The organism is Halomonas sp. 72, from assembly GCF_052379785.1.
In the GTDB taxonomy this organism is placed as follows: Bacteria; Pseudomonadota; Gammaproteobacteria; order Pseudomonadales; family Halomonadaceae; genus Vreelandella; species Vreelandella citrativorans.
In genome coordinates this window covers 1-21,171 of record NZ_JBQSYY010000019.1, presented here as the reverse complement: position 1 = coordinate 21,171, position 21,171 = coordinate 1, and the positions used below count along the sequence as shown (strand labels likewise).

The 21,171-nt window shown below is 49.5% G+C and carries 13 protein-coding genes and 2 pseudogenes; 11 read left to right on the top strand and 4 right to left on the bottom strand.

From position 1 onward, the window contains the following. The first annotated feature begins 235 nt into the window (after nucleotides 1–235). Nucleotides 236–1,447: a benzoate/H(+) symporter BenE family transporter gene (locus ACT3T6_RS14690; RefSeq protein ID WP_193054387.1), complete on the top strand. Its 1,212-nt coding sequence runs from the start codon at nucleotides 236–238 to the stop codon at nucleotides 1,445–1,447. A gap of 114 nt (nucleotides 1,448–1,561) precedes the next feature. On the opposite strand, the gene ACT3T6_RS14685 is transcribed toward ACT3T6_RS14690, so the two are convergent. Next, nucleotides 1,562–1,996, bottom strand: a complete 435-nt coding sequence (locus ACT3T6_RS14685; RefSeq protein WP_087105633.1) for a hypothetical protein — start codon at nucleotides 1,994–1,996, stop codon at nucleotides 1,562–1,564. Nucleotides 1,997–2,233: 237 nt separating this feature from the next. Between ACT3T6_RS14685 and ACT3T6_RS14680 the strand changes: the two genes are divergently transcribed. After that, on the top strand, nucleotides 2,234–3,970 hold the full coding sequence (locus ACT3T6_RS14680; protein WP_193054388.1) for a proline--tRNA ligase: 1,737 nt from the start codon (nucleotides 2,234–2,236) through the stop codon (nucleotides 3,968–3,970). A gap of 467 nt (nucleotides 3,971–4,437) precedes the next feature. Here ACT3T6_RS14680 and ACT3T6_RS14675 read toward each other — a convergent pair whose 3' ends face one another. Next, a complete protein-coding gene (locus tag ACT3T6_RS14675) occupies nucleotides 4,438–4,956 on the bottom strand; it encodes an FKBP-type peptidyl-prolyl cis-trans isomerase (RefSeq protein ID WP_193054389.1) in 519 nt (172 codons plus the stop codon). A gap of 96 nt (nucleotides 4,957–5,052) precedes the next feature. Between ACT3T6_RS14675 and ACT3T6_RS14670 the strand changes: the two genes are divergently transcribed. Continuing rightward, a complete protein-coding gene (locus ACT3T6_RS14670; RefSeq protein WP_193054390.1) occupies nucleotides 5,053–6,414 on the top strand; it encodes an AmpG family muropeptide MFS transporter in 1,362 nt (453 codons plus the stop codon). 41 nt (nucleotides 6,415–6,455) lie between these two features. Here ACT3T6_RS14670 and ACT3T6_RS14665 read toward each other — a convergent pair whose 3' ends face one another. Together ACT3T6_RS14665 and ACT3T6_RS14660 are read right to left on the bottom strand one after the other, a co-directional pair. After that, nucleotides 6,456–8,276 (bottom strand): SEC-C domain-containing protein, encoded by a 1,821-nt coding sequence (locus tag ACT3T6_RS14665; RefSeq protein WP_193054391.1) that lies wholly within the window; start codon nucleotides 8,274–8,276, stop codon nucleotides 6,456–6,458. 89 nt (nucleotides 8,277–8,365) lie between these two features. Next, nucleotides 8,366–9,595 (bottom strand): annotated as a pseudogene (locus ACT3T6_RS14660) (ABC1 kinase family protein). Nucleotides 9,596–9,679: 84 nt separating this feature from the next. On the opposite strand from ACT3T6_RS14660, the pseudogene ACT3T6_RS14655 reads away from it, so the two are divergent. The 8 genes and pseudogenes from ACT3T6_RS14655 to ACT3T6_RS14620 form a co-directional block, all read left to right on the top strand. Next, nucleotides 9,680–9,994: pseudogene (locus ACT3T6_RS14655) on the top strand (toprim domain-containing protein); the annotation flags it as partial. Between the two features lie 82 nt (nucleotides 9,995–10,076). Further along, a complete protein-coding gene (locus ACT3T6_RS14650; protein ID WP_193054392.1) occupies nucleotides 10,077–11,408 on the top strand; it encodes a site-specific integrase in 1,332 nt (443 codons plus the stop codon). Continuing rightward, on the top strand, nucleotides 11,408–13,192 hold the full coding sequence (locus ACT3T6_RS14645) for a site-specific integrase (protein ID WP_193054393.1): 1,785 nt from the start codon (nucleotides 11,408–11,410) through the stop codon (nucleotides 13,190–13,192). The genes ACT3T6_RS14650 and ACT3T6_RS14645 overlap by 1 nt, the downstream gene beginning before the upstream one ends. Further along, nucleotides 13,192–15,069: a site-specific integrase gene (locus ACT3T6_RS14640; protein WP_193054394.1), complete on the top strand. Its 1,878-nt coding sequence runs from the start codon at nucleotides 13,192–13,194 to the stop codon at nucleotides 15,067–15,069. The genes ACT3T6_RS14645 and ACT3T6_RS14640 overlap by 1 nt, the downstream gene beginning before the upstream one ends. 2 nt (nucleotides 15,070–15,071) lie before the next feature. Further along, nucleotides 15,072–15,548, top strand: coding sequence for a hypothetical protein (locus ACT3T6_RS14635; protein WP_226913571.1), 477 nt, complete (start codon nucleotides 15,072–15,074; stop codon nucleotides 15,546–15,548). Then, nucleotides 15,545–17,491, top strand: a complete 1,947-nt coding sequence (locus ACT3T6_RS14630) for a DNA topoisomerase III (RefSeq protein ID WP_193054395.1) — start codon at nucleotides 15,545–15,547, stop codon at nucleotides 17,489–17,491. The genes ACT3T6_RS14635 and ACT3T6_RS14630 overlap by 4 nt, the downstream gene beginning before the upstream one ends. A gap of 121 nt (nucleotides 17,492–17,612) precedes the next feature. Then, nucleotides 17,613–17,795 (top strand): methylation-associated defense system helix-turn-helix domain-containing protein MAD1, encoded by a 183-nt coding sequence (gene mads1 / locus ACT3T6_RS14625; protein WP_193054396.1) that lies wholly within the window; start codon nucleotides 17,613–17,615, stop codon nucleotides 17,793–17,795. A gap of 11 nt (nucleotides 17,796–17,806) precedes the next feature. Next, a complete protein-coding gene (locus tag ACT3T6_RS14620; protein WP_193054397.1) occupies nucleotides 17,807–21,106 on the top strand; it encodes a helicase-related protein in 3,300 nt (1,099 codons plus the stop codon). Nucleotides 21,107–21,171: the final 65 nt, after the last annotated feature.

Here is a 21,171-nt window from a genome sequence, read left to right as displayed (position 1 = left end):
TCTGTCCGTGCTTATAATTACTTTCACTTCGCCAGCCCTTCGGGCCGGCATGTTCTGTTGCTTTTTTTAGCCACGTATCGCCGCCCAAGCTCTTGAACAAGAGTTCCTTAAACGGCGCATATCTCTTTAGGGTAAGGCCTTCTTAATGGCGTTGTGCGCTATAGCGCACGGTGGTAGCCTACACAACTGTGCGCTATAACGCACATTTAATAATAAGCGTTAGCGAGGAGATACCATGGAGGCGCCATCCAGCGAAGAGCATGCCACCTCGCCACGGCCACACTACTCGGCCTGGCGGGACGTTAGCCTATCAACGGTGACGGCTGGGTTTGTTGCCGTCGTCATTGGCTATACCAGTTCAGCGGCGATTATTTTTCAAGCCGCAGAGGCTAGCGGCGCATCTGCAGCGCAAATCAGTTCCTGGCTCTGGGCGCTGGGAATTGGCATGGGCGTTACCTCCTTCGGGCTTTCGCTGCGCTACCGCATGCCGATGCTAACCGCCTGGTCGACGCCAGGCGCCGCCTTTCTGGCCACTAGTTTGTCGGGTATTCCGCTTGATGAAGCCATTGGCGCTTTTCTATTCTCAGCGCTGCTTATTACGCTATGCGGCGTAACGGGGCTGTTTGATCGCTTAATGCGCTATATACCAGGTGCGATAGCAGCCGCCATGTTGGCTGGCATTCTGCTGCGCTTTGGGCTGGGGCTGTTTAACGTTATCGAGACACAGTGGCTAATCCCACTCGTTATGCTGGCCGCCTGGATAGCAGGCCGTCGCTTATGGCCCACCCTTGCGGTACCCGGCGTGCTCGTCACCGGGCTGGGGCTTGCATTTGTGCAAGGGCAAATCAATTTAAACGATATTCCATTGACTCCGGCCATGCCCGTTTTTACTGCGCCGGCATTCTCCTTAACGACCCTGATTGGCGTGGGCATTCCACTTTTTATCATTACCATGGCGACCCAAAATCTACCGGGCGTGGCGGTTTTACGCGCAGCAGGCTATCAACCTGACAGCTCACCGCTTATCAGTTGGACAGGCGGCGCAAGCCTGCTGCTTGCGCCATTTGGTGGCTTTGCGCTCAATATGGCGGCGATCAGTGCCGCTGTCTGCATAGGCCCTGATGCCCACGCTGATCCACGGCGCCGCTACACGGCTGGCATGGCCGCTGGCATTTTTTATACCATTATGGGGATTTTTGGCGCGACGGTGACCGGCGTGTTTAACGCCCTACCCAGCGCACTGGTGATTGCCCTGGCGGGTATCGCGCTGCTTGGCACACTGGCAGGCGGGCTAGCCAGTGCCTTTGCCGATAGCCGACATCGTGATGCCGCCATCGTCACTTTCTTGTTGACCGGTTCAGGCATTACGCTACTGGGTATTGCTGGGCCATTTTGGGGGTTAATCGCGGGTTTAATCACCTTAAAGCTGACGGCGCCCAACCAATAACTAATCATTAATAACCAACAACCAATAAAAAACGAGATCCCCAAGCAGGCTTACAGTACAGCCCTAGGATCTCGTTTTTTTCAATGAAGGTTTGTTGATGTAGGGCTTTAAACGTTACATCGTCGCCAGGCGCTCTTCATCCATCACACCCGACATCCGCACCATTGCCAGCGCTTCTTCAAGGTTGCTCATTTCTTCAATCATTACCAGCTCACTTTCCAGGCTAACCGGCTGGCCCGCCTTGTCGGACAACAACTTTTCAAGTGACGCCAGGTTCAAGTCACGATCAAGGTGTAGAACATCGACAGAAGCGCTGTTATTACTGGGCAGGTAGATCGTGCCATTTGAAAAGTCGACCGCGTAGGCAATAACACCGGGGACAATGAAAAACAGAAGCCCCACACCATTGGCAATGGCCACTACCGGGTCAATTTGGCCGCTTAATTGGCCTTTCCGCTCTGGATGAAACAGGGTACCGCAACCAGTCAATGCAATAATGGAGGCGCCCACAACGGCTCCCGATAACCAACGGCGTACAGTTTGCTTCATCAAGATTCTCTCAAAAATTTAAAACAGCGCGCAGGCAAAAAGGTAGCTTTAAAAGATAGCTTTACAGAAAAACTGCCCGCGAGCACATGTGAAAACGCGTTCATATTAACACAAACAGCCCCCTGGATGACGGGCATGCTGATGGCAGTATTTTGCCGCGCTAACCGCTAAGCCGTACAATAGCCTCATTCAACGCTAAACCAGCGGCTTTTATACTATCAAGGAATGCTATCTCCCATGCGCGCCAGCCAATTATTAATCGCTACGTTAAAAGAAACCCCGGCCGACGCCGAAGTCATTAGCCATCAGTTGATGTTGCGTGCCGGGATGATTCGCCGCCTGACCTCTGGCCTGTACACCTGGCTCCCTCTGGGTCTGCGTACACTGCGTAAAGTAGAAGCGATTGTTCGCGAAGAAATGAACCGTGCCGGTGGTCAGGAAGTACTGATGCCCGCCGTTCAGCCGGCAGAACTATGGCAGGAGTCTGGTCGCTGGGAGCAGTACGGCCCTGAATTACTACGCGTAAAAGACCGCCATGATCGTGACTACTGCGTAGGCCCGACCCATGAAGAAGTCATTACGGGCCTGGTGCGCAAAGAGATAGCAAGCTATAAGCAGCTGCCGATTAACTTCTACCAGATCCAAACCAAATTCCGTGATGAGATCCGCCCACGCTTTGGAGTGATGCGCTCGCGCGAGTTCATCATGAAAGATGCCTACTCTTTCCATTTGGATGAAGCGTCGCTGCAAGAGACGTACCAGACCATGTACGACGCCTACACGCGAATTTTTACCCGTTTGGGGCTGGACTTCCGCCCGGTGATTGCGGATAACGGCTCTATCGGCGGCACCGGCTCTCACGAATTCCATGTACTGGCAAGCTCCGGCGAAGACGATATCGTGTTCTCGAATGCGTCTGACTACGCCGCCAACATGGAAAAAGCCGAAGCCTTACCGGCACCGTTAGGTAGCGATGTACAGCGCGCAGCGCCCAGTGAAGAAATGCGCGTTGTAGAGACGCCCAACGCCAAAACCATCGCAGCACTGGTTGAACAGTTTAAGCTGCCTATCGAAAAAACCGTAAAAACATTGATGGTTCATGCTGCTGAAGGCGGATTGATTACGCTGTTGGTGCGCGGCGACCACGAGCTTAATGAAGTCAAGGCAGAAAACCTTCCTCAGGTAGCGACGCCGCTCACCATGGCAAACGAAGAAGAAATTCGTGCTGCTGTAGGTGCGGGGCCTGGCTCACTAGGTCCTATCGGCCTTAAAATGCCGGTCATCATTGACCGCAGCGTTGCCTTGATGAGTGACTTTGGCGCGGGCGCGAATATTGATGGCAAGCACTATTTTGGCATTAACTGGGAGCGCGACGTTGCCCTGCCCCAGGTCGCCGATTTACGTAAAGTGGTTGAAGGCGACCCGTCACCGGATGGTGAAGGCACGCTGTCGATCAAGCGCGGTATTGAAGTCGGCCACGTGTTCCAGCTGGGTCAAAAATACTCTGAAGCCATGAATGCGAGCGTGCTGGGCGACAACGGCAAAACCAGCCATCCATGGATGGGCTGCTACGGCATTGGCATTACTCGTGTGGTGGCGGCAGCGATTGAACAAAACCACGACGAGTCCGGTATTATTTGGCCTAACGCGATTGCACCTTTCCAGGTCGCGCTGGTGCCCATGAATGCGCATAAATCCCAGCGCGTTCGCGAAGAATCAGAGCGTCTTTACCAAGCGTTAACAGCCGCAGGTCTGGATGTACTGCTTGATGACCGTGATACACGCCCAGGCGTTAAGTTTGCTGATTTGGAACTGATGGGCGTTCCTCATCGTTTGGTAATTGGCGACCGTAGCCTGGACAACGGCGAGCTTGAATACAAGGGCCGCCGTGACAGTGAAGCGACCATGATTCCAGCAGATGACATTGTCGATTTCCTGCTCGAAAAAGCCAGCGTACACCCCACGGCTCAGTAAAGCAGTATCTCGTCCCGCCGCCGTGTCTCAACACGGCGGTGATCCTCTCGACTTCAACCGCACAGGCTTAGCAACGCTTGTACGTACTCATCGCTATGTCGCAGACAAAAAAACCGGCCCAGTGGGCCGGTAAAAAGGAAGCTTACTTCTTAAAGTAAACCCCCTCCCCTGACGCAAGGCTTAGCAGGCGTTTGCTTGCGTGGCATGCTGCATCAACAACGGGCGTCGCCACGCGCCTACTAACCAAGAAAATGAGTGACAATACTCGCATTTTGGTCACTGGCACACCGCTTGGGACTCTCCCGTCTAAAGCGGCTTCTGTGCACTAACTGGTCATCATCTTATCGAGCCGCAGTATATCAGTCTCTGACCTGGGTCAAATTTTAAGAAGGTGCCACGAACCTTTTTGAGCCATTTTAATACAGCCCTTAAACACCCACGCTGAGACGCGCTTAACGCAGCTCAACTTAAAGCACTTTACGATCCTCTACCTTGGCATGCTCAGTTCCCGGTGGAAGCGGATGCCCTTTTGCCAGTTCCGCCCGCGTTGCTTCACGCTGCTCCAGAATGTTTACCTGGTAGCTCAGCGTACGCCCTGCCAACGGATGATTGGTATCTACGGTAACTCGGTCTCCTGCCACGCTCACTACCGTTACAATTTGCGGCCCGGCCTCACCTTCGGTTTGAAAGCGGCTGCCCGGCGTTAAGTCAGCGTTACCAAACGAGCCACGGCCGACTTCCTGTACCAGGCCTTCATTGCGCAGGCCATAGGCCTCTTCAGGTAAAAGCATCACTGTTACTTCATCACCGGCCTTTAGGCCAGCTAATGCGCGCTCAAGCCCAGGCACGATATTGTCGTGGCCATGCAGATACTCAAGGGGCTTATTGCGGGCGCGTGAATCATCCAATACCTGCTCACTGTTATCGCTTAAAACATCGCTAAGCACATAGTGCAACGTAACGACCTGATGTGCCGTGATCGACATGGAAAACTCCTCTCCGGTAAGCTATCAACATTGTCATAAACATTGATGCAGTTTATCACTTGGCTCAAGCCAACGTCTTTTCTGGAGTTGAACGATATGCCCACCCCTTTACCCCGGCGTAGCTGGCTAGCCGCGCTGGCGATTTACTTTCGGGCACCTGTTATTACCATGCTGTTTCTGGGGTTTTCCGCGGGCTTACCGTTCTTACTGGTTTTTTCTACGCTGTCGGCCTGGCTACGTAGCGACGGGATTGACGTCGCCGCTATCGGCTTTTTCGCGTGGATAGGAATGCTCTACTCGATCAAGTTTTTCTGGGCGCCCGTGGTAGACAGGCTCGCCCTGCCGGTCCTCACGCGCATGTTCGGGCAGCGACGGGGCTGGATGCTGCTGGCCCAAGCGATGATTGCAGCGGGGCTTGTGGGTCTTGCAGGCGTTAATCCCCAAGGCAATCTTGGCGTGGTAGCCGCGTTTGCGCTGCTGGTGGCGTTTGGCTCAGCTACCCAGGATATTGCGATTGATGCCTACCGCATTGAGTCCGCCGATGACGACGTCCAGGCCGCCATGGCGTCTACCTACATTATCGGCTACCGGGGTGGCCTGCTGGCCGCAGGCGCCGGGGCGCTCTATGTAGCGTCAGCCATTTCCTGGGACGTGGCCTACTTAACCATGGCGGCGCTCGTCGGCGTGGGTGTCCTCACCGTGCTGATTCGCCCTGAGCCCAAGCGGGCGTCGCTCTCGGTGCAGTTAATTCATGAACCTAAAGTACGTGCGTTTATTCGCGCTAGCCGTGGCCAACCTAAAGTGCTACGCCGCATGGGCGCCTGGTTTATCGGCGCCATCGTATGCCCCTTTACCGATTTCTTTCGTCGTTATGGGGTAAAAGCGCTGGGCATTCTGGTATTCATTGCAGTGTTTAGAATAAGCGATCTTGCCATGGCGTCGATGGCTAATCCGCTCTATATCGACCTTGGCTTTTCACTGGCAACGATTGCCAATGTGACCAATATCTTCGGTATTGCCATGAGTATTGGCGGCGGTCTTCTGGGCGGGTTACTGGTCGCACGTTACGGTATTGGGCCGGTGCTGATACTGGGGGCCGTTGCCGCCACCTTCACCAATTTGCTGTTCTCGGTACTTGCATTGATCGGCAATCAGGTCCCCATGCTGGTGGTCACCATCATCGGCGATAACCTGGCCAATGGATTGGCAAGCGCCGTGTTTATTGCGTTTCTCTCCACACTCACGTCGCGTGCATATACGGCAACGCAGTACGCGTTGTTTTCATCATTGATGACGCTACCGGGGAAGTTTTTAAGCGGCTTTGGCGGGCTAGTGGTTAGCGCCCAAGGGTATGTCACGTTCTTTATCGTTGCTACGTTGCTGGGGTTACCCGCCATTCTGCTGGCTATCTGGATTAGCCGCGACAAGCAGCTGGTGCCCACCCCACAGCCGCGTTGAGCGGCTGTGGGAAGAGTAAGCTTTCGTACATAAGAAGAGGGTTAGCGGTGGCTATCCAGCCACTCAAGCGCACCTGGCGTGGTACGCCACTGATCACGCATCAGCGTACGGTACTGCCACGCCTCAGCACGTGAACCTGGCTCCACCTGGCCATCGGCATAGGGGGTCGCTGGGCGCGGTTTTTCCGCACAGATCATCTCAAGCGCATGACGATTATGCGCGGTGACGTCGCCAAGCGCCCGTTCGGCCGCCTCATGCTCGTTTAAGCGGTAAAGCGCCAACGTGCGCCCCATGAGTAACCCCAGCACCAGTGAGCCATCATCGTCTTCCGACTCCTCAGTGAGTGCCAGCGCTTCCTGGTTGCGGTCATCGCGCAGTAGCTGGTCAAGCACCAACTCTTTAAGGCCCAGGCTATCCTCTTGGTCGATGGCTAACAACTCTTCAGCCAGCTCCCGTGAATGCTGGCGTGCGCCGCGCTCCATGCCGACCACTAGCGCCAACCCTGTACGCAGCAGCATGGCATTGTCAGCATCATCCCAGCACAGGCTGCCGTTGCCTGCGGCTCGGGCTTGTTCCAGCCAGCGTGAAAGACGCACCGCCAGTGGTTCCAGCAGGGTTGGCGCCATCCACGGAAGGCTTCCAAAACGGCTGGTAAGCGCGAGAGTGACATCCTGAACGACCTGAGGCGCATCCAGCCACTCAGGGTGTGCGCAGAGCGCTGACATCCACTCCTCTGCATTGCCCCACGGGTCATCGCGAAAGCCCAAGGCCACCTCTTCATCGACCATTACCTGGAACTGCTCATGCCAAGCGGCGAATAAGGTCGCTTCACGGGCGGTGGTCACATACTGCAAATGGCCGCTTTCCGGGTCGCTGCTAATATCAAGTTTGGGCGCTGTAGGAAGGACAGCAAGCAGTGTTTGCAGGGATACCAGCGGCGTGGCCAGATCCTCTTCCGCGCTTAACAGCTGATCCGCAAGCGTTGCCCCAGGGTTATCAGCAAGTGCCGCAAGAAAATCCAACTGCTCTTCGTCAAGATCCCCTTGGCGCACCAGACGCCGATACCAGAAATTAGCCCGCGCCTTGGCTTCTTCTTCATGGCCTTCATGAAGCAGCAACATCGCCTCAATATACGCAAGTGTGGGCGAATCAGGCAGGGCCTGCTGGGCTTTGACAAAGGCTGCCCGAGCGCTGTCCAAATCATCATTATCCAAATGCATTAAACAGAGCCGTTCAAGGGCAACACCGCGTAAAAACAGCGGCCCGCGCTCCATCACTTCATCCAGAAGGTCTGCCCGTTTGCGGGTAAAGCCACGCTCCTGATAGATATCCAGCAGGATTTCAAAGGCGGGCTCGGCTTGCTCTGGCAACCTCGACCAGTCACTACCATCAAACAGTGACTCCAGAATCTGCATCGCCCGGCCCGTTTGGCCGCTTTCGGCGGCAATAAGCCCCGCTTCCAGCAGTGCTTGGGGCGGCGCTTGGCGGCTCTCCAACGCAGACTTCAGCGTAGCGCCCTTCCATTCACGCAGCGACAACATCCACATCATCTGCTCTGGAATGTCGGTGGGGAAATCAACGCGATAACAGCACTGCTTATACTTGCGCCCAGAGTCACACCAGCAAGCCTCATTACGTCCTGGCGTCGCCAGCGGTTCACTGGCAAAATCCAGCCTGGCCAACGGCGCTTGTGACCATAAAATAGGGGCCAGCGCCTGGGCGGTGGCGACATCACCGTTAAATGACTTGGCGCCTTCATCGCGCACCCAAGTCATAAAGTCGGGATAGTGTTCTTGCTGCCTGATTGCCGAGAGTGCCCCGGAGGCAAATCCCAGCAGCTGATCGACCCATACCGCTAGCATTGCCGTCTCCACTGTGTTTAAAAGCGCAATAGCTTACCATGAAGGTGGGCATGGCCGCAGCGGTGAACTGCTTATAGGTGGCTTGGGCGCTAAAGCAACGGCGCAGTCCGTGCGTGCATATCCAGCCGCGCTTTTAAACGCACCAGATTCCAGTAGTGGCCATTCAATGCTCGCGAGAGAAGCAGCGTATCCGCGGGAGGCTGCAAGCGGTCCATCGCCGCCCACACTTTGGGCGACAGCTCACGCAGGCGGCGGTGTACGCGCACATCGCTGAAATCCTGCTCCCCCGGTTCAAACAGTGGAGAAATACTTTCAGCAGCCTCGCGGTAGAGCGCCAGCGGTGCGCCTTGACCTTGACGGCCACCCAAGTTGACGAGTGCGTCATCCATGGCCATGGGGTCGTGATCAAGCGTGGCGCTGAGCAATTGCATCATCGCCTCAATTCGCGCTTCGGGCACCGCAATCACAGCACCAAAATCGTAAATAATCAGCCGACCTTGCTCATCTGCCGCGAAATTGCCGGCATGCGGGTCGGCATGCAGCTCGCCGTGGGTAAACAGCTCCTGGGTAATCCAGTCGGCAAGCGTAGTGGCCACCTTCTGGCGCACTGTATCATCGGCGCTTTCCAGCTCACGTAGCGGCGTACCGGGCACGTAAGACATGGCCAGAACATGTTGGCCCGAAAGCTCAAACAGCGGCCTGGGTATGATGATTCGCGAATCACTCTGGTAGCGCTCTCGGTACCGCGCCAGGGCGTTTGCTTCTGCCTGATAATCCAGCTCATCGCGAAGCCCCGCCGCCAGCTCTTCAAACAGCGCATCCAGGCGCGCCTGAGGCACCTTGAACCAACGGCCCAGCCCGATAATGCGCCGCACCTGTTTTAAATCACTTTCCAGTACATCCGCCAAACCGGGGTACTGCACTTTCAGCACCACCGTTTTGCCCTCAAGGGTGACTGCCTTGTGCACCTGGCCCATGGAAGCGCTGGCAAAAGGCCGCTCTTCAATTTCGGTAAAATACTCATGGATATCGCCGTACTGAAGCACCAAGGCTTCATGGATACGCGGCCAAGGCATCGGCTCTGCCTAGCGCTGCAAGCGCGCCAGCTCATCGGCTAAATCGGGCGGCAACAGGTCGTCCCACTGCGACATCATTTGAGCAAGCTTCATTGCCGGGCCTTTAAGCTCGGAAAGCCCTTCGAACAGCGCCTCACCTAACGCACGCCAATCCGCCTGGCCGCCCAAGCGCGTTTTAAGCAGCGCACCACCCGTGCGTGCGCCCAGGCCCACTAACCTGCGTGTTCTACCGCGTTCGCGCATATCAATCCCCACTGCCCTGCCCTATAAGTCACCGCTACTGTTACCATAGGCGCATTTCGAACAGACGTTAAGGCCACGCTTCGCATGCGCTTGATTATTGCCGAAAAACCCAGCCTTGCCCGGGCCATTGCTGAAGCGCTGCCGGGAAGCTCCAAACGCCAGGAAGGCGCTATTGTGTGCGGTGATACCACCGTAACCTGGTGTTTGGGCCACCTGCTTGAGCAGTCCCCACCCGAGGCTTACGACCCCGCCGATAAACAGTGGCGGCTGGACCGTTTGCCCATTGTGCCTGGCACCTGGAAGCTGGCACCGCGTTATAAAGCGCGTGGGCAGCTAGCGGTGATTCGCAAGTTAATCAAGCAGGCCACTGATGTTGTTCATGCTGGCGACCCGGACCGAGCACTGTTACGATATTTCTATTGAATAAGATTGTTACGTAAAAAAATCTAAGAAATCGTGAAATTACGGCATGGAGGCTTGCGTGGGCATAGTGCTATGGGAAGTTCCTGACTTTGTTGTAGATCAGTCAATTAAACGAGAAATTAATAGGTCTACCGGAGAGCTATCAATATGCTTTGAAGGAACCGGCAACTCTCTAGGCAAACTTCCTCTTTTGTATAAAGATGACGGTGTCAGTATTAGTGTTGCGAACATTTGGCTCATTCATCTAAAAGCCAATTTGCGCAAGAAAATGGTTAACACGCAAGCCCAGGCATTACTTCACTATTTCACGTTCCTAAATGATATAGGCATGGCTTGGGACACTATGCCTACCGCCCTTAGAAAAAGGCCTACCTATGGGTTCAAGAAGCACCTTCGTGAAGCATATAAAAATGGAGATATAGCTAGATCTACTGCCAATAGCTATATGGGCGTCGTGATCAAGTTTTATAAATTTTATCTGGCTAGAAATCACCCATTTGAACACCCACCGTTTAAGTACGAGATAGTCAAAGTCAATACGAGTGGGTCACATGAGTACATGAGAAAAACATTGATTCATGTGGACACCACTGATCTAAGATTAAAGCTACCAAATGATACGAGCTATTATGGCCTATCACGCAAACTGATCCCAATGAACCATCAGGAATGGCGCGTAGCTGAAAAATACTATAAGGAGCTTCAAACTGGAGTTTCTAATAGAAGCAATAATACAAAGAGCGTTGCGTTATCTCAGGAGTTCCAAATTGCAACCGAGCTAATTCGATACTGTGGATTGAGAAGATCAGAAATCATAAGCCTTCGGGTAAACGCAATCTACAAGCCCAACTCAGAACAACTGAAAAAGAAATACCTGATCAACGCCGATGGTTTAAACCTTGACCCAAGGCGAGGCGTAGCGACTAAAAATGGCACGGTAAGGATAGCTGAAATTCCTACTGAATTGATGCAACTAATTTACGACTATACCAACTCAGCGCGATACATACAGCGTAAAAAGCTATATGAGGAAAGTAACCCTGAAGATAAATATGGCCCCCCGCTGCTTCTAAATCAATTAGGCAAACCATATTCGCCTAAAAGTATTGATGCACGATGGGGTGAGCTAAGAAATGCCATTAGAAGCGAGCTTCCAAATTTTAGCCATAAGTTTCATAATTTACGCTCGACCTATGCTGTTGAAAGATTAAAAGAATTATTGAATTCAGGAATAAAAGAAGGGAAAGCCCTCGACTATCTCCAGTCTGTGATGGGGCACAAAAGCAGAGCCACATTACTAGGCTATCTCAAGCTTTCAGAGGAGGTAGTTACAGCTAATGAGATTCATGAAATAGCTACAAACATTATTCTTGATAGCGGTGAACATTAATGGCTTTTTTAAAAGAAAACAAAAGAAAAACATCGACAGCACAAAAAACAAATTTTGAAAATGTAGTCAGCATAAATTTGAAGGATAGATTTATCACTGATGGGCACGGCACTGCCAATTTTGAGCGCCTTCTTTATAAAGGGTGCCCAATTCTTTCAATGGATAAAAGGCGTACAAACAAGCCTAAGAATCAGGCTGATCTTGTTGATGCCAATCGAAGAGAGTTGGCAGTAAAAATCTGCAATGCAATCCATGGCATGGATAAAACTGAAAGAACAAAGATTAATATATTTCGAGAAACTGTATCATTTATTAGACAAATGGACTCTGAAGGAATTAACGACACGTTTTGCCATGAATCCATATCCATATATGTTAACGAACTAGCAAAACTATATGAAAAAGGCATAAAAGGAAAAAGCTTATCTTCTCGCCAGAACTCTATTAAAGCGTTGTTAAAAGAGCTTGATATTGAGCTGTACGAACAATGTAAAGATATATTCATTACATTCCCATCAGACAGTGAGCCTACAAAGCCATACACAGACGATGAGCTTAAGAAAATAGCATTAGCTCTTTACACCATATTTAATAATTATGCAAAACATATAGAGAGTGATACTACACCAAGTATATTTCCACTTTATAATGAAAAAAATAAAGATGGCTCTTATAAATTCATAAGCAACGGTAGCTCAGTAAGGCATACGACCTATAGAAACAGCTGTAGCATATGGAAAACTGACTTAGTTAGAGCTGCATACTTCATCACCTGTTTACATACTGGTGTAAACTCCACCCCTCTCCTTGAATTAAAAACATCAGATATAGCTGAAGAGCCATTTCAAGATATCACTCGTGGAACCTACAAGCTTAAGACGATTAAAGGAAGGCAATCAGGAAAAACAAATGAAATAGAAGCTGGCTTTATCAAAAAAGGTAAAACCTTTTTTGATAGATGGCTCAGAATTAGCAAAAAGCTAAACTCATATAAGGATGGCTACATCTTTCCAAATCTTTCTGGCAACAAACCATCTAAAATGACTAACAGTAACATCAACTCCCTTAATAAATATATAAATAGCTTTGGTATTCCTGCATTTAGCAACCAAAGATTTAGAAAAACGAAGGCCTCTCTTATAATGAGGGCGACCGAAAGCATATTCATGGTTGCTCAAGGGCTAAACAATTCTGTAGCAACTGCATCCAAGCATTATGCTAATGGAGATCCAGTAACCACTGAGCTCTCACTAGCCTCTGCACTATATATCCGTGAGCAAACTGCACTAGGGTCACCATTAGATAACGCAATAAAAGAAAGTGCATTTATTTTCAATGATCCAATCAAAGAAAGCGGCACAAATACTAAATATAAAAAACTATCAAATGGTTTAAGATGTGGCGGTGCCTTTGGAGAAAAATCAATTAAGATAAAAAGCGCATTAATTAAAGAAGGGCTTGCCAAAGAATCTGATCTTGTTGCTTGCCATAAGTTTTTAGAGTGCTTCGGCTGTATGCATCATGCAGTAGTGGCAGAAGTGGAAGACATCTGGTTATTACTGTCTTTTGGTGATGTTATATTGGAGTCTCTCACGACTCCATCTATCAATTCAAAGCCATCAAATTTACTAAATAAAGTCCACAGTACCGTTCAGGTTATTATTGAACGCATTAAAACGAAACATGCAACTGTTTATTCTGAAGCTTATCAAAAATACCTAGATACAGCACACCCGCTTTGGCAAGATACTAGTGACATTGAATTGATGCTGGAAATTTACTAATGAATGAAACAATAAGGGCTAAAAATTCGGAATTGACGACGTCTATTAATGATGTAGTCATATCTATTGATTCTGATGGAAACCCATATAGTTACTACTCGTCAGACAAATGGATTTTGTGGTCTCTTAACTTCGATGTTTCTTTTTCCAGACTGTCAGGAGAATTCAAAAAAGTCACTAAACATCTTATATATAAGATCATAACAAATACGACCCTCAAATCTAAAAAAAGTGCCACTAAAAACATCATTGAAGGGGCAGTTATTTTTGAAAAATGCATAACAGCATGCAATGGCCATTCATATGGTTTTATTGACGAAGACAAAAACTATCGAAAAGTTATAGACGAAGCAAAGAACAGAAAGCTAAAATATAAAACATGGAAAAATAATTTAATTTTCATTTCTCATCTATATGCTGAAAAGTTAATAATCCGAAATATAGGTAGCGCTGATAACTTAGCAAGATATTTATCAAGTAGTGGTGATGATATTTATCAGGCAATATGTTTACCAGAGCGTATCGCCACCATTTACTATAGAGAGTCTCTAAACTTAGTTGAAGTGTATTACCCCTATAGGCATGAAATATCTTCTGCTTACGCCGACTTCATTACTGAGTATGAAAGACTAACAGGTCGATATACTTCAAGCATAACATCCAGAAAACATGCGCTTAAAAAATTAAATTTTGATCTGTCAGCCATAGATATTGAATTTGATTATAGTGGTCATTGGCTCTCAAAACTAAGGGGAGCCTGCTACATTGTTATCGCTGCATTTACGGGCTGTAGAGACGGTGAAATAAAATCATTTAACTTGGAATCATATCAAGAGAAAAAATACGCTGGCATGACGGTTTCTGTGCTAAATGGAATTCACACTAAACCCAACCTTGGTGGTGTCGAACGAACCACCTCATGGGTAACCATACCTGCAGTTAAGAAAGCTATTGAATTACTATGGGATGCTTTTGGCTTTGCACGCGAAGGATGGAAAAATCAGGCGTCGGATATAAAGCACGTAGATGAGCGTAATAAATTTCTAAAGGATGCGGATAGTTTATTCGTTACACTACCACACTCAACCGCAAAGAAGCCTAATGCTGGCAGACAGTCAATATTTCATTCGCTTAATTCCTTCATACGCTCACTAGATTGCCTTGCAACAAAAGATGACGTTTATGAATTTAATACTTTAAACCCATCCAGGAAAGGCGACCTTAAAATCGGTGAGAGACTGCATATCCACCCTCATGCTTTCCGTCGCACATTTGCTGTTTACTTGGTACGCAACAAACTTTCATCTTTACTAGATATTAAATATCAATTTAAGCATATGAATATAGCGATGACTTCCTGGTATGCAAACCAAGCTAACATTGCTTCTTACCTTGATATGATGATTGACAACGAGCTTCAAGACGAAATAGCAGGTGAAAACAAAAATTATATGACTGATATTTTCTATCATCTTTACAATGAAGCTGAAACGTTAGCAGGCCCAGAAGGTAAGAGGATTAAAAATCTTCGTACAGAAGGAGATGCAACAATCTATCTAAGCAAGGAAGAAATACGCAATCAAGTTGAGGAAGGACGCCTATCTATCATTGAGCACCCCGGTGGATATTGCACAAATCCAGATTGTGATAGAATTTGTGATATGACTGTTTGTCAATACAAGGTTGTGACAGTTGAAAAAGCCAAGTCTTTAACTTCTATAAGAGATAAATTAATTATAAAATATGGAGAAATTTATTCTAGTGGTATAGACATACCCAACATAATGTCAAAAATATACTATGAAATTCGGTCTATTGAGAAAGTGCTTTCAGAACATAACCTCGACTTCGTAGCTTTTAGCAAAGAGGAATTTTAAACGTGAGCATTCAAAACACTTCTTCTGAGAGAGGTGAAATAACCAAGCAAAGACTTGAAGATGCTCTTCAGCGCTTAATCGATGGCAATCCTGAAAGAACTCCCGATGACGGAAAATTGAATTTAAGTCGAATAAACAAGGAAGCTGGTCTTAGCTCTGGTGGCATATACTATTACGGCGATTTTGTTGAAAGAGCAAGGCGTGAAATTGATAAACACAAAACAAGAATTTCGGCTTCTTCATCTACTAAAGTTAAAATATCTGTAGATAGGCTTAGAGCGCAAAAAGACAAAGAACGTGAGCTTAAAGAACGTTACAGATCACAACGAGATGAAATCAAAAAATTCTGTGATCTAGTTATTGCACAAAATGCCAAATTAGAGTTCTCACTTTACGAGGCACTTGAGGAAATAGACGCCCTTCAGGCTGAGCTGAACAAAGTGAAAGTTGTGGGAATTGAGCGAGGTAAGCAGAGTTGATTCTATACATTGCCGAAAAGCCGAGTGTCGGACGTGCAGTTGCAGATGTACTTCCCAAACCTCATCAGAAAGGTGATGGGTTTATCAGGGTGGCTAATGGCGATGTAGTAACTTGGTGCATTGGTCACCTATTGGAGCAGGCTGAGCCAGATGCTTATGATCCTGAGTACAAAAAATGGAAAAAAGAGCACCTGCCAATTATCCCGACCGAGTGGAAACATCAAGTCAAAAGCCAAACCCGCTCACAGTTTAATGCGGTCAAAAAATTAATCAAAGAAGCTGACCAACTGGTCAACATGGGTGACCCTGACCGAGTCGGTCAAATCCTGGTCGATGAAGTGATCAACTATTCAGGTGTAAATAAGGCAAAACGCGAAGCCACATTGCGCTGTCTCGTCAACGACATGAACCCTGCTGCGATTAAAAAAGCGTTGAATGACCTACGCAAGAACACAGATTTCATTCCGTTAGCGACATCGGCCTTGGCAAGAGCCAGGGCGGACTGGTTGTACGGTATCAATATGACCCGTTTATGTACTTTGTTAGGGCAAAGTGCTGGTTATAACGGCGTTTTGTCCATTGGGCGTGTACAGACACCCGTTTTGGGCTTGGTAGTACACCGTGACCAGGAAATAGAAAATTTCGTCTCTAAGCCCTTCTATGAGGTGTTCATCACGCTTCAAACACAAGTGGGTGAGTCCTTTATCGCAAAGTGGAAACCAAGCGCTGCGTGCGAGCCTTACATGGATGAAGAAGGGCGTGTGCTCTCACGAAAACTTGCAGAAGTCGTGCTAGATAAAGTGAGGGGAAAAAACGGCAGCATCAAAGCCGTTAAGCGTGACAAGAAAAAACAGCCTGCGCCCTTGCCCTACAACCTGTCTGCTCTACAGATTGATGCGTCGAAACGCTTCAACCTTAACGCTCAAAAGACCTTGGATATATGCCAGCAGTTATATGAGCGTCACAAGCTGATCACTTACCCACGGTCTGATTGTCGCTATCTGCCAAACGGCCACTATGACGAGCGTAAAACCGTAACACAGTCGATTGCCAAAACTACATCGTCGCTTGCTGATGCCGTAAATAACGCTGACCTCGGCTTGAGGAGCAAAGCATGGAATGACTCCAAAGTGGGTGCCCACCACGCCATCATTCCGACATCCAGGTCAATGCCTTCTGATCGGCTGTCACAGGATGAGAGGAATATCTACGAACTTGTTGCCCGGCAGTACCTGATGCAGTTCTACCCACCCTTTGAATATGCAGAGCATCAGATTGATAGCGAGGTTGAAGGCGGCTTGTTTATCGCTAAGCAGAAGTCTGTCATTTCCGATGGCTGGAAAGCTCTATTGCCGCCCCAGAGAAGTGCAAATCAAAATGGCGAGTTCTCGTCAGTAGCATTGCCGAATGTCAAAACGGGTGATTCTGTAGTCTGCACTGAAGGACGGCTGGACGAGAAGCAGACCAGCCCGCCGAAGCGCTTTACGGATGCAACCCTGCTGGCTGCGATGACAGGCATTGCTCGATTTGTATCAGATCCAGAGATCAAGAAGGTTCTAAGAGATACAGACGGTCTAGGGACAGAGGCCACTCGTGCCGGGATCATCGAACTGTTGTTCAAACGTCAGTTTCTAACCAAAAAAGGCAAGGAGATCCATTCAACCGAGATTGGAAGGCAACTGGTGAATAGCTTGCCGGAGCGGATGGTTGTTCCTGATATGACCGCACACTGGGAGTCCCAGCTGGAAGCGATCAGCGAGAAGCGGATGCGCTATGGACACTTCATGCAGCCCTTGACTGAAGGTCTGACGGCGTTGATTGGAGAGGTTGAAAGCCGGGATTTCTCGGGTTTACGGGGTATGGGTAAGAAGAAGATAGTGCGAAGGAAGACAAAATCGGGAAGATCCAACCGTAGCGCAAAATCTATGAATGCCGTGGATTAGGATATGAGTTGAAAGCCGGGAGTATGGCGAATAAGGGATCGCTTACGCCCGCCGTCACGGATCTGTTTGCCCATTCCCTAATTTTCCCATATTCTCCTAATTATCTAGGACGAGGGAAGCAATGGCTGAACAAATATTGACCATCAAGGAGGTCGCCGACTTCCTCAAGTTGACCGAGAAGACAGCCTATCGTTTGGCGGCTGAGGGAAAGTTGCCTGGGTTCAAGGTAGGAGGGAGTTGGCGTTTCAAGCAATCCGATATCGATGCCTGGATTGAAGAAAGCAAAGCCGGCCACAAGAAGTAGGGAAGCGGACTATGTTATTGGATAACAAAACCAGCGGCCACGTTGGTATCGAACTGAAAAAGCATACCTTCTCTGGCTCCAGGCTGTCCGTTCTGTCGAGCCTGTTTACCTTATACGGTTTTGCCTCACTGAAGCACGAGCTGAAGCAGCTGGAGTCAGCAAGGATCATTTTCAGCGAATGGGATTCGCTCAATCTGCAGAACCTGGTGGGTTCTGATTCAGACGTTCGCCTCCTGAATCAGCTGCAACAAAAACGCATCGCCAGCGAGTTCTCGCAATGGTTGGCAAACAAGGCTGAAGTGAAAGCCAGTGTGCGGCCTCAGCCGGGGCAGAACATTATTCACCTGGGCGTACCCGAACAAACAGGCTCGCCCGAGCAAAGTTTTGCCATCAGCGGCAGTGCCACGCTCAGCCCAATCGGGCTAGGCGAGGTGCGCTCCGACTCCCTGCACATGAACATGGGCTTGTCTGATCCAGAGAGCACCCGGCAGCTTCTGACGTGGTTTGATAATGTCTGGGCTGATGCACAGAGCCTTCGTGATATTAAGAATGACCTCATCGCCAGAGTGGATACCATCGCTGCCGATCAACCGGCCAGCTTTATCTATTTCCTCACGCTATTTCATTTGTTCAAAGACTTCCTCGAAGACATCGACGAAGACAACATCATCCGCAGTAAAACCGGCTTTAAAGATACCCTGGTCTGGAACAAACTCTACAAATTCCAGAAAGACGGTGTGCTGGGTGCAATAGACAAGCTCGAAAAGCACAACGGCTGCATCATTGCCGACAGCGTGGGTTTGGGTAAAACCTTTGAAGCCCTGGCTGTGATCAAATACTACGAACTGCGCAATGATCGGGTGCTTGTACTTTGTCCGAAAAAGCTTCGTGACAACTGGACCATGTACACGATTAACGACAAGCGCAACCTGCTCGCAGCTGACCGCTTTAATTACGATGTACTGAACCATACCGATCTGACCCGACCGAAGGGCTACTCGGGCGAAATCAATCTGGAGACACTGAACTGGGCCAATTACGACCTGGTGGTTATCGACGAATCCCACAACTTTCGTAACACACCGAGCAAGGCGGAAGGTAAAAGCCGCTATGAGCGCCTGATGAACGACATTATCCGTTCAGGAGTGAAAACCAAGGTGCTGATGTTGTCGGCAACGCCGGTCAACAATCGCATGAATGATCTGAAAAATCAGGTCGCGTTCATTACGGAAGGTCGGGATGATGCCTTTGCCGAACAGGGTATCAAAAATATTGAATCCACTCTGCGGCTTGCCCAGAAGCAATTTAACCAGTGGGTCAGTGAGCCGGTCGAAAATCGTACCACCGCAGCCTTGCTCGACATCATGAGCTTTGACTACTTCAAACTGCTCGATATCGTTACCATTGCTCGCTCCCGCAAACACATAGAAAAGTACTACGGCACCGAAGATATTGGCCGCTTCCCAACTCGCTTGCCACCGAAAAACATCTATGCCGACATCGACGCCTCCGGCGAGTTTCCGCCCTTAAAAGACGTCAACAAAACCATCCGGCGGCTGTCCCTGGCGGGTTATTCTCCGCTGAAATTCGTGCGCGAAGCCAAAAAAGCCGAATACGCCCGTCGTTACGATAAAGCCGTGGGCGCAGGCAGAGGGGTGTTCAAACAGGTTGACCGTGAAGAAAGCCTGATTCACCTTATGCGCGTCAATTTGCTCAAGCGTATGGAAAGCTCCATTCACTCGTTCACGCTGACGGCCACAAAGCTTGCTCGGCAGGTCGACCGACTGCTGGCCAAAATTGATGCCCACGAATCAGAAGAACTGACCGAGCTGAATATCGAGGATATTCACGACTTTGAGCTGGAGTCCACCGAACTGGAAAGTTACATGGTGGGCAACAAAACCAAAGTGTTGCTCCAGGATATGGATCTCATCCGCTTCCGACAGGAGCTGGAGGCTGATCGCGAGTTCCTGACGCATATTGCCGAAACAGCACAAAGTGTGAACGCAGGCCGTGATGCAAAGTTAGAGCAGCTTAAACAGACCATTGCCAGCAAGGTGGCTAACCCGCTAAATCTTGGCAATAAAAAGGTCATCGTCTTTACCGCGTTCGCCGATACCGCCCAATACCTGTATGCCCATCTGGCACAATGGGCGCACTCCGAACTGGGCATTCACAGTGCGTTGGTGACGGGTGGCGGTACCAATAAAACCACCATGAAGGGCTTAGGTTCAGACTTAAACAATATTCTGACTGCCTTCTCGCCGATGTCCAAAGAGCGCAGCAAAGTAGACCCAACAGCTACGAGCGAGCTGGATTTACTGATTGCCACCGACTGCATCAGTGAAGGTCAAAACCTTCAGGATTGCGATACGCTCATCAACTACGACATTCACTGGAACCCGGTACGCATCATTCAGCGTTTTGGCCGTATCGATCGTCTTGGCAGTAAAAATACGCAAATCCAGATAATCAACTTCTGGCCCAACATGGAGCTGGATGAATACATCAACCTTGAAGCGCGTGTCTCCGGGCGCATGGTGTTATTGGATATATCCGCGACGGGCGAAGAAAACGTCATTGATGAAAGCGCCAAAGACATGAATGACCTTGAATACCGGCGCAGACAACTACAGCAACTCAAAGATGCGGTTGTCGATCTGGAGGACATGAGCGGAGGTGTATCCATTACCGACCTTACCCTAAATGATTTCCGCATGGATCTGTCTGGCTATATGAGCGACAAGGCCCGCCTCACAATGCTGAAGCAAGCACCGTTGGGGCTGTATGCCGCCGCCAGTATTGACGAAAGTCTGGCCGCCGAAGGCATTAAACCCGGCGTTATCTTCTGCCTGAAGAATATCCGCAGCGGTAAAGAAGCCGTTCAGGTCGATGATAACTACCCGCTAGCACCATACTTCCTGGTCTACGTGACCGGTGATGCTGAAGGCAGTAGCGCGGTTGAGCTGAACTTTACCCAAAGTAAAAAAATACTCGACCTGCTTAAGCGTGAAGCCTTTAAGCACAAAGCGCCCGATCAACCCGCCATCACTGAAGTAAACCGTATCACACGCCACGGGCGTGATATGAGCCACTTTCAGCACCTATTAGCTGTCGCCGTAGACAGCATTGCCGGCAAGAGCGAAGAAAAAGGCATTGAAAGCCTGTTTACCAAAGGCGGTACCGTACTGACCGCTACCTCCAGTCAGGGTATTGAAGACTTTATGGTGGTGTCCTACCTGATATTGACAGCCCCTAACGAGGCTGATGAGTCTAAAGGGAACAGAGCACAAGGAGAGCGTGATGTCTGATCTGGGTTTAGGCTTTGTACGAAAAGTTGGCTCGCAAGCAACGCTCTATGCAGGCTACGCATACT